This is a genomic window from Streptomyces sp. NBC_00414 (assembly GCF_036038375.1).
Classification (GTDB): Bacteria; Actinomycetota; Actinomycetes; order Streptomycetales; family Streptomycetaceae; genus Streptomyces.
The window spans coordinates 6278430-6293726 of sequence record NZ_CP107935.1 but is presented as its reverse complement, the minus strand read 5'-3'; the positions used below and the strand labels follow the sequence as shown (position 1 = coordinate 6293726).

The 15297-nt window shown below is 69.6% G+C and carries 11 protein-coding genes and 1 other RNA gene; 4 read left to right on the top strand and 8 right to left on the bottom strand.

The features are described from left to right. The first annotated feature begins 4 nt into the window (after positions 1 to 4). Genes yicI through OHS59_RS27390 form a run of 3 tightly spaced genes read left to right on the top strand, consistent with a single transcriptional unit; the run spans position 5 to position 6297 of the window. A complete protein-coding gene (gene yicI, locus OHS59_RS27400; RefSeq protein ID WP_328496020.1) occupies positions 5 to 2320 on the top strand; it encodes an alpha-xylosidase in 2316 nt (771 codons plus the stop codon). A gap of 2 nt (positions 2321 to 2322) precedes the next feature. Continuing rightward, positions 2323 to 3327 carry a LacI family DNA-binding transcriptional regulator gene (locus OHS59_RS27395; RefSeq protein WP_328496019.1) on the top strand — a complete coding sequence of 335 codons (1005 nt, stop codon included), beginning with the start codon at positions 2323 to 2325 and terminating at the stop codon, positions 3325 to 3327. Between the two features lie 39 nt (positions 3328 to 3366). After that, positions 3367 to 6297 (top strand): glycoside hydrolase family 3 protein, encoded by a 2931-nt coding sequence (locus OHS59_RS27390; protein ID WP_328496018.1) that lies wholly within the window; start codon positions 3367 to 3369, stop codon positions 6295 to 6297. A 113-nt stretch (positions 6298 to 6410) separates the two neighbouring features. Here OHS59_RS27390 and dacB read toward each other — a convergent pair whose 3' ends face one another. From dacB to ftsE, 6 genes are all read right to left on the bottom strand, one after another. Beyond that, on the bottom strand, positions 6411 to 8018 hold the full coding sequence (gene dacB / locus OHS59_RS27385) for a D-alanyl-D-alanine carboxypeptidase/D-alanyl-D-alanine endopeptidase (RefSeq protein WP_328496017.1): 1608 nt from the start codon (positions 8016 to 8018) through the stop codon (positions 6411 to 6413). Between the two features lie 84 nt (positions 8019 to 8102). Further along, positions 8103 to 8491: a transfer-messenger RNA gene (gene ssrA, locus OHS59_RS27380) on the bottom strand. A 138-nt stretch (positions 8492 to 8629) separates the two neighbouring features. Then, positions 8630 to 9163, bottom strand: a complete 534-nt coding sequence (smpB, locus tag OHS59_RS27375; RefSeq protein WP_328499380.1) for an SsrA-binding protein SmpB — start codon at positions 9161 to 9163, stop codon at positions 8630 to 8632. A 96-nt stretch (positions 9164 to 9259) separates the two neighbouring features. Further along, the gene (locus OHS59_RS27370; RefSeq protein ID WP_328496016.1) at positions 9260 to 10426 is read right to left on the bottom strand and encodes a S41 family peptidase; all 1167 of its coding nucleotides are present in this window, start codon (positions 10424 to 10426) and stop codon (positions 9260 to 9262) included. A gap of 67 nt (positions 10427 to 10493) precedes the next feature. After that, complete coding sequence (ftsX, locus tag OHS59_RS27365; protein ID WP_328496015.1) at positions 10494 to 11411, bottom strand: permease-like cell division protein FtsX; 918 nt, start codon at positions 11409 to 11411, stop codon at positions 10494 to 10496. Positions 11412 to 11457: 46 nt separating this feature from the next. Further along, entirely contained in the window at positions 11458 to 12147 is a 690-nt protein-coding gene (gene ftsE / locus OHS59_RS27360) for a cell division ATP-binding protein FtsE (RefSeq protein WP_107015900.1), read from the bottom strand. Between the two features lie 548 nt (positions 12148 to 12695). Here ftsE and OHS59_RS27355 point away from each other — a divergent pair. Continuing rightward, on the top strand, positions 12696 to 12890 hold the full coding sequence (locus tag OHS59_RS27355; protein WP_328496014.1) for a hypothetical protein: 195 nt from the start codon (positions 12696 to 12698) through the stop codon (positions 12888 to 12890). 186 nt (positions 12891 to 13076) lie between these two features. Here OHS59_RS27355 and OHS59_RS27350 read toward each other — a convergent pair whose 3' ends face one another. Both OHS59_RS27350 and prfB read right to left on the bottom strand, forming a co-directional pair. Continuing rightward, entirely contained in the window at positions 13077 to 13706 is a 630-nt protein-coding gene (locus OHS59_RS27350) for an LPXTG cell wall anchor domain-containing protein (protein WP_328496013.1), read from the bottom strand. A 315-nt stretch (positions 13707 to 14021) separates the two neighbouring features. Next, positions 14022 to 15128 carry a peptide chain release factor 2 gene (gene prfB, locus OHS59_RS27345; protein WP_328496012.1) on the bottom strand — a complete coding sequence of 369 codons (1107 nt, stop codon included), beginning with the start codon at positions 15126 to 15128 and terminating at the stop codon, positions 14022 to 14024. Positions 15129 to 15297: the final 169 nt, after the last annotated feature.

Genomic DNA, 15297 nt, shown 5'->3' with positions numbered 1-15297 from the left:
GCGCGTGAAGTTCACCGACGGCTACTGGCTGCTGCGCGAGGGCGTGACGGCCGCCCATCCGGTCGAGGTCCTCGACGTGAGCGCCGGATCCGGGGCCCTGGAGATCCACGCGCCGACCCAGCCCATCCGCCACCGCGGCGATCTGCTGAAGGGACCGGTCGTGACCATCGGCGCGCACGCCCCGATGCCCGACGTCATCGGCGTCACGTTCACCCACTTCGAGGGCGAGGAGCCCCGGGGACCGCAGTTCGAACTCAACAAGCTCGGCAGCGACGAGTTCCAGGCCCACGCCGAGTACGACGACGACTCCGCGACCCTCACCGCGGGCGCCCTGTCCGTCCGCGTGAGCCGCACAGGACCCTGGCACGTGGACTTCCTCGCCGACGGCCGCACCCTCACCGGCAGCGGCCCCAAGGGCATGGGCATCATGCGCGACGCGGGCAGCGGCGGCCACTACCTGCGCGAGCAGCTCAACCTCGGTGTCGGCACGCACGTCTTCGGGCTCGGCGAGCGCTTCGGGCCGCTGGTGAAGAACGGCCAGGTCGTCGACATGTGGAACGCCGACGGGGGCACGGCCACCGAACAGGCGTACAAGAACGTGCCGTTCTATCTGACGGACGCGGGGTACGGCGTCTTCGTCGACCATCCGGGGCGGGTGTCGTTCGAGGTCGGCTCGGAGGCGGTGTCGCGGGTCCAGTTCAGCGCCGAGACCCAGCAGCTGACGTACTACGTGATCTACGGGCCGACCCCGAAGGACATCATCCGCAAGTACACGGCCCTCACCGGCCGTCCGGCGCTGCCGCCCGCCTGGTCGTTCGGGCTGTGGCTGTCGACGTCCTTCACCACGTCGTACGACGAGGCGACCGTCAGCTCCTTCATCGACGGCATGCGGGAGCGCGAACTCCCGCTCTCCGTCTTCCACTTCGACTGTTTCTGGATGCGCGAGTTCAACTGGTGCGACTTCGAGTGGGATCCCCGGGTCTTCCCCGACCCGGAGGGGATGCTGGCCCGCCTCAAGGAGCGCGGGCTGCACATCAGCGTCTGGATCAACCCGTACATCGCGCAGCGCTCGCCGCTGTTCGCGGAGGGCAAGGCGCTCGGGCATCTGCTGAAGCGGCCGGACGGCAGTGTCTGGCAGTGGGACCTGTGGCAGCCGGGCATGGCGCTCGTCGACTTCACCTCACCGGCCGCCCGCGACTGGTACGCGTCGAAGCTGGAGGCGCTGCTCGCGCAGGGCGTCGACTGCTTCAAGACGGACTTCGGGGAGCGGGTCCCCCTCGATGTGGCGTACGCGGACGGCGGCGACCCCGAGCGGATGCACAACTACTACACGTACCTCTACAACCGGACCGTCTTCGACGTGCTGCGCAAGCACCGCGGGGAGGCCGAGGCGGTCGTCTTCGCACGCTCGGCGACGGCCGGTAGCCAGAAGTTCCCCGTGCACTGGGGCGGCGACTGCGAGGCCACGTACGAGTCGATGGCCGAGTCTCTGCGCGGCGGACTCTCCCTCGGGCTCTCCGGGTTCGGCTACTGGAGCCACGACATCGGCGGCTTCGAGGGCACCCCGACGCCCGCCCTCTTCAAACGCTGGCTCGCCTTCGGACTCCTCTCCTCGCACAGCCGCCTGCACGGCAGCTCCTCCTACCGCGTGCCGTGGCTCTTCGACGAGGAGTCCGTGGACGTCCTGCGCCTGTTCACCCGCCTGAAACTGCGCCTCATGCCCTACCTGTACGAGGCCGCCCGCACCGCGCACGCGGAAGGGGTGCCGATGATGCGCGCGATGGTCCTGGAGTTCCCGGACGATCCCGGGTGCGCGCATCTGGAGAGGCAGTACATGCTCGGCCCCGACCTGCTGGTCGCGCCGGTGTTCGCCGACGACGGGGCCGTGTCGTACTACGTGCCCGAGGGCACCTGGACGCACTTCCTGACCGGGCGGACGGTGACCGGGCCCCGCTGGGTGCGTGAGAAGCACGGCTTCTCCAGCGTGCCGCTCCTCGTCCGGCCCGGCGCGGTGATCCCGGTGGGCGCCGTCGAGGACCGCCCCGACTATCCGTACGCGGACGGCGTCACCCTGCACGCGTACGGGCTGGTGCGCGGCGCGCAGGTCACGGCGGTCGTGGACGGGGTGGCCTTCACCGTCGTACGGGAGGGGGACACGCTGCGGGCGTCGTCGAGTGACCCGAAGGCACCCTGGGCCCTCGCGGCGGGCGACCGGACCGCGCGGGCGGCGGCCGGAACCGGGTTCCTGTCCCTGGAGCTGGACCCGACGCCGGAGCTGGAGCCAGCCTCCGAGAACGGTCCGGACCGGGAGCGGGGCTGAGCATGGTGAAGATCACCGATGTGGCCCGGCACGCCGGGGTCTCCCCCAGCACCGTCTCGTACGCGCTGAGCGGCAAGCGGCCGATCTCCGAGGAGACCCGGCAGCGCGTCGAGGAGAGCATCCGCGAACTGGGGTACCGGCCGCACGCGGGCGCCCGCGCCCTCGCGAGCAGCCGGTCGAACGTGCTGGCGCTCGTGGTGCCGCTGCGGGCCGGCATCCATGTGCCGGTGGTGATGCGGTTCGCGGTGTCCGTGGTGACGGCCGCGCGCCGCCACGACCACGACGTGCTGCTGCTCACGCAGGAGGAGGGTGAGGAAGGGCTGCGGCGGGTCGCGGACACCGCCCTCGTGGACGCGCTGATCGTGATGGACGTCCAGCTCCACGACGGGCGGCTGCCGTTGCTGCGCGGCCTGGACCGGCCGTCGGTACTCATCGGGTTCCCGGCCGAGCCCGCCGGGCTGACCTGCATCGACCTGGACTTCAAGGCGGCGGGCGAATTGTGCGTCGAGCATCTGGCGGGGCTCGGCCACCGGGTGATCGGCCTGGTGGGCTCACCGCCCGAGGTGTACGTCCGCGAGACCGGGTTCGCCCAGCGGGTCGTCCAGGGCTTCACCGCCGCCGCCCACCGCAACGGCATCGCCTCCTCGGTGCACCCGTGCGAGGCGGACCCCGCGGCGGCCCGGCAGGTCGCCGAACAGCTCCTGCGGGAACGGCCCGCCCTGACGGGGGTCGTGGTGCACAACGAGCCGGTCCTGGAACCCCTGATCGACGCCTTCGAAGCGCTCGGGTTACGGGTCCCGGGCGATCTGTCGGTCACCGCGATCTGCCCGGACGAACTGGCCGCACGCGTCCGCGTGCCCGTCACCTCGATCGCCATACCGGCCGACGAGGTGGGCGCCGGATCGGTGGAACTGCTGATGAGGAAGCTGGGCGGCACACCGGTGCCGGAGGCCACGCTGCTCCCGCCGCGGCTGACGGTACGGGCGAGCACGCGGCCACGCCCTTGACCTGTATTCGTGCAAGGCCCTATTCGAAGGAGCCGTGACGTGAAAGGCAAGAGAAGACCGAGAACCGCGCTCGTCCTGGCGCTCACCCTGATCGGCGGCCTCGGCGCCACCGCCACCGCCACCGCCACGGGGACGGCGGCGGCCGACGACCCCGCCCACCCCTTCCGCGACCCCCGCCTCTCCGTCGACCGCCGCGTCGACGACCTCCTCTCCCGGCTCACCCTCGACGAGAAGGTGTCCCTGCTCCACCAGTGGCAGCCCGCGATCCCGCGTCTGGGCATCGGGGCGTTCAAGACCGGCACCGAGGCACTGCACGGGGTGGCCTGGCTCGGCGAGGCGACCGTCTTCCCGCAGGCCGTGGGGCTCGCGTCGACCTGGGACCCCGCCCTGATCCGCCGGGTCGGCTCGGCGGTCGGCGACGAGGCGCGCGGCTTCCAGCAGGAGCGCCCGGCCGGCTGGGGCCTCAACCTCTGGGCGCCCGTGGTCAATCCGCTCCGCGACCCGCGCTGGGGCCGCAACGAGGAGGGCTACTCGGAGGACCCGCACCTCACCAGCTCGATGGCCACGGCGTACGGCACCGGTCTGACCGGCGGGGATCCCGAGCACCTCAAGACGGCACCCACCCTCAAGCACTTCCTCGGCAACAACAACGAGGCCGACCGCACGACCACCTCCTCCGACCTGCGCCCGCGAGTGCTGAAGGAGTACGAGGAGCAGGCGTTCCGGCCGGCCATCGAGGCGGACGCGGCGACGGGGGTGATGGCCTCCTACAACCTCGTCAACGGCCGCCCCGCCACGGTGAATCCGGCGCTCGTCGACGACGTACGCACCTGGACCTCGCAGGACCTGCTGAACGTCACCGACGCCTACGCGCCCAACAACCTGATCGGCACCGGCAGCCAGAAGTACTACGACACCCTCGCCGAGGGGAACGCGGCCACGCTGAAGGCGGGCATCGACAGCTTCACGACGGACGACACGAACTCCGTACCGACGACCACGGCCGTCAGGTCGGCGCTGGCCGACGGCCTGTTGGAGGAGTCCGACGTCGACACGGCGGCCGGGCACATCCTCGACGTCCGGGTCCGGCTCGGGGAGTTCGACCCGGGCGGCGGGAAGTACGGGGCCATCGACAAGTCGGTGGTGAACAGCCCCGCGCACCAGAAACTCGCGAGAAAGGCGGCGGCCGACGCGGCGGTCCTGCTGAAGAACTCGGGCGGCACCCTGCCCCTCAAGGCCTCCGCGAAGAACGTGGCGGTCGTCGGCCCGCTCGCCGACACCCTCTACACCGACTGGTACTCCGGCACGCTCCCCTACGCCGTGACCCCGAAGGACGGCATCGCCGCGCGGCTCGGCGCCCCCGTGACCGGCAGCGAGGGCGTGGACCGGATCTCGCTGCGGAACACGGCGAGCGGCGCGTACGTCACGGCCGGGACGGACGCCGACGGGGAGGCCCTGAAGGAGGGCGCCGGCGACGGGACGGCCGCGCAGTTCGACGTGTTCGACTGGGGCACCGGCATCGTGACCCTGCGCTCGGCCGCGAACGGCAAGTACGTCGGCTACAACTGGTCGAACTTCGTCAACGACCAGGTCCAGCCGAACGGTTGGTTCGTCCAGCAGCAGTTCGCGCTGGAGGAGCAGGCCGACGGTACGTACCTGCTGCGGTACGCGGGCTACGAGACCCGCGAGCCCTGGTGGTCGAACCCGGTCTACCTCGGCCCGGCGGGCCCCGACGGCACCCTCGGCCTGGTCGCGAAGTCCGAGGCCGCGCGCTACGCCAAGGACGTCGTCCGCGGTGGCGCCGAGGAGGCCGTGGCGGCCGTGAAGGGCAAGGACGCGGCGGTCGTGGTGGTCGGGTCCATGCCCGCGATCAACGGGCGCGAGAACGACGACCGCGAGGACATGAGCCTCGCCCCGTCCCAGGAAGCCCTGGTCGAGGCGGTGCGCGAGGCCAACCCGAACACCGTCGTGGTCGTCGAGAACAGCTACCCGACCACCCTCGGCGCTCTCCGGGACAAGGTCCCGGCACTCCTGTGGACCACCCACGCGGGCCAGGAGACCGGCAACGCCCTCGCCGACGTCCTCTTCGGCGACGTCAACCCGGCCGGACGGCTCACCCAGACCTGGTACCGGTCGGAGGCCGACCTGCCGTCCATCCTGGAGTACGACAACATCAAGTACGACCGCACCTACCAGTACTTCAAGGGCGATCCGCTGTACGAGTTCGGCTACGGACTCTCGTACTCCTCCTTCCGCTACGGGAAGGTGAAGCGCGTCGACGGCGGTTACGAGGTCCCGGTGACGAACACCGGGAGCCGCGCCGGGGACGAGGTCGTGCAGCTCTACACCCACCAGCGGGCCTCGCGCGACAAGCAGCCACTGAAGCAGCTGGAGGCCTTCCGACGGGTCTCCCTGAAGCCCGGCGAGACGCGGACGGTGAAGCTGGGGCTGCGCGAGAAGGACCTCGCGCACTGGGACGTCACCCGGTCGAAGTGGGTGGTGGAGAGCGGCACGTACGACGTGCTCGTGGGCGCGTCCTCCGAGGACATCCGCTCCCGTGCCTCGCTGAAGGTGGCGGGCGAGACGATTCCGGCCCGGGACCTCTCCCGGACCACCCGGGCGGAGAACTTCGACGACTACGAGGGCGTACGCCTGGTGGACGAGTCGAAGGCGCGGGGCACCGCCGTGGGGGCCTCGCGTGACGGGGCCTGGCTGAAGTTCGCCGACTCCCGGCTGGGCTCCGGCGGGGCGCAGTTCAGTGCGCGGGTCGCCGGGGCGGCCGGAAAGGTGGAGGTACGGCTCGGCTCACCATCCGGCACGCCCGTCGGTACGGCGACGGTGTCCGGCACGGGGTCGGTGTACTCGTACGCCGAGGTGAGCGCCCGGCTGTCGGCCGCCGCGAAGGGGCGCCAGGACGTGTACCTGGTGCTGGGGGACGGCATGCGACTGTCGACGTTCACGATCCGCTGACCGGATTCGACGGGGTGATGCGGTGATGGTCCGGGGCGCGCGCGGGCGCCCCGGACCATCACCGCAGCCGCCGTGGATCAGCCGTCGTGGTTCATCCGCTGCGGCTCACCCGCTCAGCACTCCCCCGGTTTGCGCCACGAGCACTCCAGGTCGCCGTTCCGCTCGGCCGACCGCCCGCTCGGGGCCTTCGCCGTCACGGTCCTGTCCGCCGTGGAGGACGCGAGCGTCACCACGATCGCGTCCTCCAGCGGCTTCACGGACGAGGCCAGGTAGTTGTTGAGCACGATGCTGTAGACGAGTTCCCGTCCGTCCGCGTCCTTCACGTAGCCGGAGAGCGCGGACGCCCCCGTCAACGACCCGGTCTTGCCACGGGCGTTGAGCGCGGCGGGAGTCCCGCACATCCTGGTGCGCAGGGTGCCGCCCACGAAACGGTCGGGGGCGCAGGCGACCGGCAGGGACTTGTACCAGTCCGCGTACCAGGGCTCGGCCCGGACCGCGAGCAGCAGCTCGGCGAACTGCCCGGCGGTGAGGTTGTTCATCCGGGAGAGTCCCGACCCGTCGACCTGCCGCAGCTTGCCCGTGTCGACGCCGACGCCCTTCAGATAGCCGCTCACGGCGGCGAGCCCGGCGCTCCAGCTCCCCTCGCCGGAGACCTTGTTCCCCATGGTCTTGGTGAGGATCTCCGCGTGCATGTTGTTCGACAGCTTCATGAACGGGATCAGCAGGTCCTTCAGGGGCATGGAGGCGTGCGAGGCGAGCCGCCGTGCCGTCGCCGGGGTGGGCCGTCCGAGCCGCGTCGCCCCGGTCACCTTCACGCCGTGCGCGGTGAGCGCGTCACGGAACACGGCGGCCGCGTACCCGGTGGGCTCCCACACGCTCACCCATTCCCTGGCACCGGAGCCGCCGACCGGTGTCGTACCGCTGACGACGATCGTGTTGGTGCCGTGCTCGCGCTCCACGGTGAGGTCGTTCGTCCCGCCCGCGGCGACGGTCGTGGCCCGTACGTCGATGTCCACGTACTTCGTCCTCGGGGTGACGCTCACCTTCGGCTCGGCACCGGCCGCGGTGCCCGGTGCGACCTGGACGGTCACCGAGCCGGTGTCGTAGTCGGTGTCCGGGGCGACGCTCAGTGCGCTGATCTGCGCCGAGTAGTACGAGGACTCGTCGTCGGCGGCCCAGGAGCGGCCGAGGCGGCTGCTGTCGAAGCGGGTGTCGTCGGCGAGGAGCCGCCCGTCGACGCGGGTGACGCCCGACTCGGCGACCTGTGCGGCCAGCGCGTCGTAGTCCGCGGCCAGGGCGGTCGGGTCGCCGGTGCCGCGCAGATACAGGTCGCCGTTCAGCACGGAGCCGTGCCGGCGGCCGGTCGTCAGGACGTCCGTCGTGAACGTGTGGTCGGGGCCGAGGATCTCCATCGCGGCCGCCGAGGTGGGCAGCTTGGTGTTGGAGGCGGGCATCAGCCGTGAGGTGGGCGCCCGCTGGTACAGCACGTCCCCGCTCGCCGCCTCGGCGATCACGACGCTCGCCGCCCCGCCCTCCATCCGGCTGTCCCCGAGGACGGTGTCGATGGCCTCCGGCAGTCCGCTGGTCCCCGGGTCCGCTCCGGCCGGTCCGCTCCAGCCGAGCCCGGCCACCAGCACGCCGAGCACCACGGCCCGGGTCCACGCGCGTCCGCGCGGATTGTGAGATCTCTTGGTCTCTCCGGTCTGTCCGAGTCGTCTCATGCCACAGCAGCATCCATGACGAAGGCCCCGCTGCCTATGGCAGCGGGGCCTTCGCTTCAGACTGGACATGCTGTGAACATGGGAAAGTGGAGATGGCGGGAATCGAACCCGCGTCCAACGGTGCAGAATCAGGGCTTCTCCGAGCGCAGTTCGCTAAGATTTTCTCAGCCCCGGAGATCACGCGAACAAGTCTCCGACGGGCTCAGTCACTGTTTGATTTCCCGCCTCACCCCGTGACCGGGTCAGACGGTTTAGTCCCCTAGATTATGCCAGGATCCGAGTCGGGAACACTCTCGGGCTGACACCCATTATGGGTCCTTCACTCACTGGTTATTAAGCAGCGAGGGCGAAGGACTGGGAATCGCTCTTGGAATTGGCGATTATTGGTTGCGACATATGGTTAACGAGATCATTGCCGCTTCCTCGGCTCGCTTCCCCTGCTTCGACAGCCGCTGTCGAAACCGATCATCCCCATGTTGTTTTTTCAAAACCCTCCGAGGAGGGCGCGTGCACCTGCTGTGAGGTGCGTTGCCATCGTACGTGACCAACGCACGTCGATGCCACTGTATTCCCGGCGGCCCTCTCGCGGCGGGTGTGCCGGGCCTGCAGTCCTACTCGCCGCGCTCCCTGCGCTTCACCGCCGCGATCACCCGGTCCGACTCACGCCGGTCCTGCTTCTCGCGCAAGGTCTGGCGCTTGTCGTATTCCTTCTTGCCGCGGGCGAGCGCGATCTCGGCCTTGGCGCGGCCGTCCTTGAAGTACAGGACGAGGGGCACGATGGTGTGACCCGTCTCCTCGGACTTCGACGACAGCTTGTCGATCTCCTCGCGGTGCAGGAGCAGCTTGCGCTTGCGGCGCGCGGAGTGGTTGGTCCAGCTGCCCTGGCTGTACTCGGGGATGTGGGCGTTGTGGAGCCACGCCTCGTTCCCGTCGATCTGGACGAAGCCGTCGGCCAGCGAGGCACGCCCCTGGCGCAGCGACTTCACCTCGGTGCCGGTGAGGACCAGCCCGGCCTCGTAGACATCGATGATCGCGTAGTCGTGCCGGGCCTTCTTGTTCTGCGCGACGATCTTGCGCTTGCCGTCCTTGGCCTTGGTCTGGGCTCCACCACCCTGCTTCGGCTGGGATTCCTTCGGTACGTACATGCCCTTGCTCATAGTGCTGGCCATTTTCGCACTAGAGGGGGGCCGGAGGGAAAGCCGATTACCGCGCCCGTCGGCGGGCGGGGCACGGCCGTCCGGTCACGAGGGGTCGCCGAGCCCGCTCAGTACGGTCTCGGCGCGCTCCAGGGCGCCCTCCTCGACCTCCAGGTCGGGGGTGATGCCACGGGCGTCCACGGTGCGCCCGGAGGGGGTGCGGTAGTGGCCGACCGTCAGTTCGGCGACGGAGCCGTCCGGCAGCCGGCTCGGCATCTGGACCGAGCCCTTGCCGAAGGTCCTGGAGCCCACGACGACCGCGCGGCCGCGGTCCTGCAGACCGCCGGTGAGCAGCTCGGCCGCGCTCATCGTGCCGCCGTCGACGAGCGCGACCAGGGGTCTGGCGGTGTCCCCGCCGGGATCGGCGTGCAGGGCCTTCTGGTCGCCGTTCACGTCGTACGTGGCCACGAGGCCGCCGTCGAGGAAGGCGGAGGCGGCGGTGACGGCCTCGGTGACCAGGCCGCCGGAGTTGCCCCGCAGGTCGAGGACGATCCCCTCGTCCACGGGTGCGGCGGCCACGGCGGTCCGTACGAGGTCTCCCGAGCCCTTGGTGAAGGCGGCGACCTTGATCACGGTGACGCCGTCGGAGAGTTCGCGCACGCTCACGGAGTCGGTGGACAGGCGCGCCCTGCGCAGGGTCTCGCTCCACGCGCGCGTGCCGCGCTCCAGTCCCAGGGCCACGCTGGTGCCGGCGTCGGCGTCGGTGGCGTCGCCCCGCAGCAACGAGACGACCTCGGTGACGGGCCTGCCGTCGACGCGGTGGCCGTCGATGCTGCGCAGCCGGTCGCCCTTGCGGATGCCGGCGGTCGCGGCGGGCGAGCCGGACTGGACCCGGGTCACCTCGATCCGTCCGCCGCGCTCGCGCCTGGCCCAGAGGCCGACGCCGGTGTACTGGCCGTCGAGGGCTTCCTCGAACTCCTCGTACTCGCCCCGGGAGTAGACGGCGCCCCAGCGGTCGCCGCTGCGGCTGACGGCCCGTTCGGCGGCCTCCACGGGCGACTTGCCGTCGGCCATCGCCTCGGCGGCGGCGTCCGCGACGTCCTCCTGGTGACCGGCCTGGGCGGTACGGGCCGACGGGGAGACGGATTTCCGGCCGGGGGTGTCGAACGAGCCGGTCGCGGCGCCCGCCGCGAGGACGCTCGCGAAGACCAACGTCAGGGCCGCCCCGCGGCGGACGCGGCGGGGCTGACAGAACAGGTCACGGCCTGACATGCGGGTGAGTCTAGGACAACGAGAAGGGCCGTACCGGCGCTTGCCGGTACGGCCCTCTTGGCATGTGTCACACCTTCAAGTACTTGCGCAACGCGAAGAACGCGGCAAGCGCGGGCATCAGAAGGCTCGTGGCGAGGATGAGCGGCAGCTTCGCGAGAACGGCGTCCCAGCCGATGAAGTTGATCAGATTCAGCTTCTCGGACAGGGCCAGACCGTGGTCGATGATGAAGTACCGCGCGAGCACCAGGAAGGCGCAGGCGACACCACCGCCGATGAGTCCGGCGACCGCGGCCTCCATGATGAACGGCGCCTGGATGTAGAAGCCGGAGGCGCCCACCAGGCGCATGATCCCGGTCTCACGCCGACGGCTGAACGCGGAGACGCGCACCGTGTTGACGATCAGCATCAGCGCGACGACGAGCATCAGCGCCATCAGCGCCCGGGCCGCCCAGTTCATGCCGTTGAGCAGCTCGAAGAGGTTGTCGAGGATGCTCTTCTGGTCCTGCACGGACTGCACGCCGTCCCGGCCGTCGAAGGCGGTCGCGATGACCTTGTACTTCTCCGGGTCCGTCAGCTTGACGCGGAAGGACTCCTGCATCTGGTCCGGGGTGAGCGAGGCCGCCAGCGGGGAGTCGCCGAACTGCTCCTTGTAGTGCTTGTAGGCCTCGTCGCTGGACTCGTGCACGACGTTGTCGACGGCCGGCATCTTGTCCAGGTCGGCCTCGATCTGCTTCTTCTGCTCGCTGGTGACCGCTCCCTTGGCGCAGTTGGGGTCGGACTCCGCGTCGCTCTTGTTGCAGAGGTAGATCGAGACGTTGACCTTGTCGTACCAGTAGCCCTTCATCGTGCTCACCTGGTCGCTCATCAGGAGCGAGCCGCCGAACAGGGCGAGGGACAGGGCGACGGAGACGATGACCGCGAAGGTCATCGTGAGATTGCGGCGGAGACCGACACCGATCTCCGACAGAACGAACTGGGCGCGCATGGCGTCTTCTCAGGCCTTTCCGTGGACGGACGCGTGGGGCTCGCGGTCAGTGCTGATAGCCGTAGACGCCGCGCGCCTGGTCGCGGACGAGGCGACCCTTCTCCAGCTCGATGACGCGCTTGCGCATCTGGTCCACGATGTTCTGGTCGTGCGTCGCCATCACGACGGTGGTCCCGGTCCGGTTGATCCGGTCCAGCAGCTTCATGATGCCGACGGAGGTCTGCGGGTCCAGGTTTCCGGTGGGCTCGTCAGCGATCAGCAGCTTGGGCCGGTTCACGAACGCTCTCGCGATGGCCACTCGTTGCTGTTCACCGCCGGACAGCTCACCGGGCATCCGGTCCTCCTTGCCGCCGAGGCCGACGAGGTCGAGCACCTGGGGCACGGACTTGCGGATCTCACCCTTGGACTTGCCGATCACTTCCTGCGCGAAGGCGACGTTCTCGGCGACCGTCTTGTTGGGCAGGAGTCGGAAGTCCTGGAACACGGTGCCCAACTGGCGGCGCATCTGAGGCACCTTCCAGTTGGAGATGCGCGCGAGGTCCTTGCCCAGCACGTGCACCTGACCGTGGCTGGCCCGCTCCTCGCGGAGGATCAGCCGCAGGAAGGTGGACTTTCCGGAGCCGGATGACCCCACCAGGAACACGAACTCGCCGCGCTCGACCTCCAGGGAGACATCCCGGAGAGCGGGGTGGGTCTGCTTGGCGTAAACCTTGGAGACATTGTCGAATCGGATCACGGATGCACCACAGGCCGTCGGGGATATCGGGGGTAGGTCCTGTCGTCACATTCCCGTCGTCCGCCCGGAGGGCGGGCCGGGCGGCGTCTGGTGCGTGCTCTCGGCGTGCCGGGCGCAGGCCCGTGTACTGGACGTACTTGGGTCTGTGCCCGGTGCGGCGAGAGTGCGTGCCAGGCGTCGCCCGGCAGACGGGAATGTGACGACAGGACCTGGATGAGCGTGACCTTACGCGACCTGGGTAGGGGCGCGCAGGCGCCGGGACAGGTTGCACAAGGGTTGTGCGCATTTGTACCGGGCACATATGAAGAGGGGCCCGTCCAAGAGGGGCTGTGCCCCTCAGGGGCGCGGGGAGCCGCGCGACCGACCCTCACCGGCCCGCAGCCGCGACACCACCCCGAGCCCCCCTCCCGAGGCGTTCACCGAGCCCCCTGCCAGGCAACCGCAAGGGAACCCGCGCACCTTCCGGAGGAACCTGGCACAGTGGAGTGGGAACGTATCCGCTCCCGAGAGCGTTGTGTCCGTGGAACCGGTGCAAGGAGGGCGAGCGCATGACGTACGACCGGCTGGTGTGCGCGAACTGTGCCGCGCCCGTGAACGAAGGCCGCTGCCCCGTCTGCCGCGCGAACCGCGCACGCCTGCAGAACGAGGGCCCCATGGGTGGTGGACTCAACCCCATGACGCTGATCGCGCTGATCGCCATACTGATCGCGGCGGTGGCCCTGCTGGCGCACCAGACCGCCTAGGACCCGCCGGTCCCGGCCCTCCGAGACCTGTCGGTCCCGACGTCCTTACGTGTCGGTCGCGGGAGATACGCGTCACAGCGGGCGGGCCAGAGGCCGCAGGCAACAGAACCCCACAGATCAACAGGAAGGGCCCGGAGCCGATGGCTCCGGGCCCTTCCCGCGTTCTACGCGTTCGCGCTACGGGCGTCAGGCAGCCGCGCCGCGGCCGTTCATGAGACGCGGCAGCATACGGAAGCCGATGCCGCCGGCGATCATCGTCGCGGCGCCGATCAGCAGGTACGTGATGTTCTCGGCGGCGCCGGTCTCGGCCAGCTCGCCACCGGTGCCCTGCGCGGAGGTGTCCGAACCGGTGTCGGTCAGGCTCTCCTTGCCGGCACCCTGCTCGACGACCTTGGAGCCGCCGTCGGCGCTGTCGGCACTGTTGTCGTTGCCACCGCTACCGCCGCCGGTCCCGTTCTCGTTCCCGTTGCCGGGAGTGGTCGGGTCCTCGGTGGGCTCCTCCGTGGGCTCTGTGGGCTCCTCGGTGGGGTCGGTGGGCTCCTCGGTCGGGGGCTCCTCGGTGGGAGGCTCCTCCGTGGGCGGGTCCGTCGGGATCTCGGTCGGGTCCTCGGTGACGGGAGGCGGGGTGGTCGGGTCGTCGGCGGAGATACCGACGCCGACACCGCTCTCGTCGACGCTGGCGCCCACGTTCAGGCCGGCCGCGTCGACGCTCACGTCGAGTGCCGAGGCGGCACCGGCGGCGGTCAGTGAGGCTCCGGCGGCGATCACCGCGCCGGCGGCTATCCGCGCGATCCGGATGCGCGTCTTCTTGGTCATCTGGTTGCTACCCCCAGTAGCTCATCGTCAATGGTGCAGCGTCCGGGGCAGCGACCTCGGGGACGACTCGGTGGAACCCCCGGTTCACACGCGCCCCAGAAATACGCATGCCACGCGCCAGCTTTCCCATCTTTCAAAGCATCGTCAAGGTCGTTGCGACCGCGATGTCCAGATCAAGGCCTTTTGACCGGCCCAGCGTCATGTGAGTGTGATGTAAAACCCACACATTGCTCATGAGAGCGCAGCAGAAAGGGCAACTGCCGTCCGGTGGACCGCAGTTGCCCTGTCGACAAAACGACGTACGAGAAAGTCGCCTTACTTCTCCTGCTGCTTGCGCCAGCGAATTCCGGCTTCGAGGAAACCGTCGATCTCGCCGTTGAAAACGGCCTCGGGGTTTCCGACTTCGCAATCCGTGCGCAGGTCCTTGACCATCTGGTACGGGTGCAGGACGTACGAACGCATCTGGTTGCCCCAGGAGTTGCCGCCGTCGCCCTTGAGCGCGTTCATCTTGGCCTGCTCCTCCTGCCGGCGCCGCTCAAGGAGCTTGGCCTGCAGGACGTTCATCGCGGACGCCTTGTTCTGGATCTGCGAGCGCTCGTTCTGACAGGAGACGACGATCCCGGTGGGGAGGTGGGTCAGCCGCACCGCGGAGTCCGTCGTGTTGACGCCCTGACCGCCCGGACCGGACGAGCGGTACACGTCCACGCGCAGCTCGGACTCGTCGATCTCGATGTGGTCGGTCTGCTCGACGACGGGCAGGATCTCGACACCGGCGAACGACGTCTGGCGGCGGCCCTGGTTGTCGAACGGCGAGATCCGCACCAGCCGGTGCGTCCCCTGCTCGACCGACAGCGTGCCGTACGCGTAGGGCACGTGGACGGCGAAGGTGGTCGACTTGATGCCGGCCTCTTCCGCGTACGAGGTCTCGTAGAGCTCCGTCTTGTAGCCGTGGCGCTCGGCCCAGCGCAGGTACATGCGCTGGAGCTTCTCGGCGAAGTCGGAGGCGTCGACGCCGCCGGCCTCGGCACGGATGGTGACGACGGCCTCACGGGAGTCGTACTCCCCGGAGAGCAGAGTGCGGACTTCCATCTCGTCCAGCGCCTTCTTGACGGCGGTGAGCTCGGTCTCGGCCTCTGCACGGGTGTCCGGGTCGTCCTCCTCCTCGGCCATCTCGAAGAGCACACTGAGATCGTCGATGCGCCCGCGGAGGGTCTCGGCCTTGCGCACCTCCGCCTGGAGGTGACTCAGCTTGCTGGTGATCTTCTGCGCCTCGTCGGGGTCGTCCCACAGGGACGGCGCCGCCGCCTGCTCCTCAAGCGCGGCGATGTCCGCCCTCAGCTTGTCGAGGTCCAGGACGGCCTCGATCGACTCCATGGTCGAGGAGAGGGACTTGAGCTCTTCGGATACATCGACGACTGCCACGCCCCCCAGCGTAACGGCTCCGCCAAGTTGGGTCGGCCGGAGTGCGGAGCCCCACCTCGGGGGCTCCGCCCCGGACCCCCGCTCCTCAGACGCCGGAGGGGCTGAATACGTTTCAGCCCCTCCGGCGTCTGAGGACGAGCGCGTCAGCGCGATACGGGGGCGAGGGGGC

Coding starts and splice junctions, on each gene's coding strand:
- OHS59_RS27395 (WP_328496019.1), top strand. CDS start 2,323: ATGGTGAAGATCACCGATGTGGCCCGGCACGCCGGGGTCTCCCCCAGC.
- dacB (WP_328496017.1), bottom strand. CDS start 8,018: ATGAGACGACTCGGACAGACCGGAGAGACCAAGAGATCTCACAATCCG.
- smpB (WP_328499380.1), bottom strand. CDS start 9,163: ATGTACGTACCGAAGGAATCCCAGCCGAAGCAGGGTGGTGGAGCCCAG.
- OHS59_RS27370 (WP_328496016.1), bottom strand. CDS start 10,426: ATGTCAGGCCGTGACCTGTTCTGTCAGCCCCGCCGCGTCCGCCGCGGG.
- ftsX (WP_328496015.1), bottom strand. CDS start 11,411: ATGCGCGCCCAGTTCGTTCTGTCGGAGATCGGTGTCGGTCTCCGCCGC.
- OHS59_RS27355 (WP_328496014.1), top strand. CDS start 12,696: ATGACGTACGACCGGCTGGTGTGCGCGAACTGTGCCGCGCCCGTGAAC.
- OHS59_RS27350 (WP_328496013.1), bottom strand. CDS start 13,706: ATGACCAAGAAGACGCGCATCCGGATCGCGCGGATAGCCGCCGGCGCG.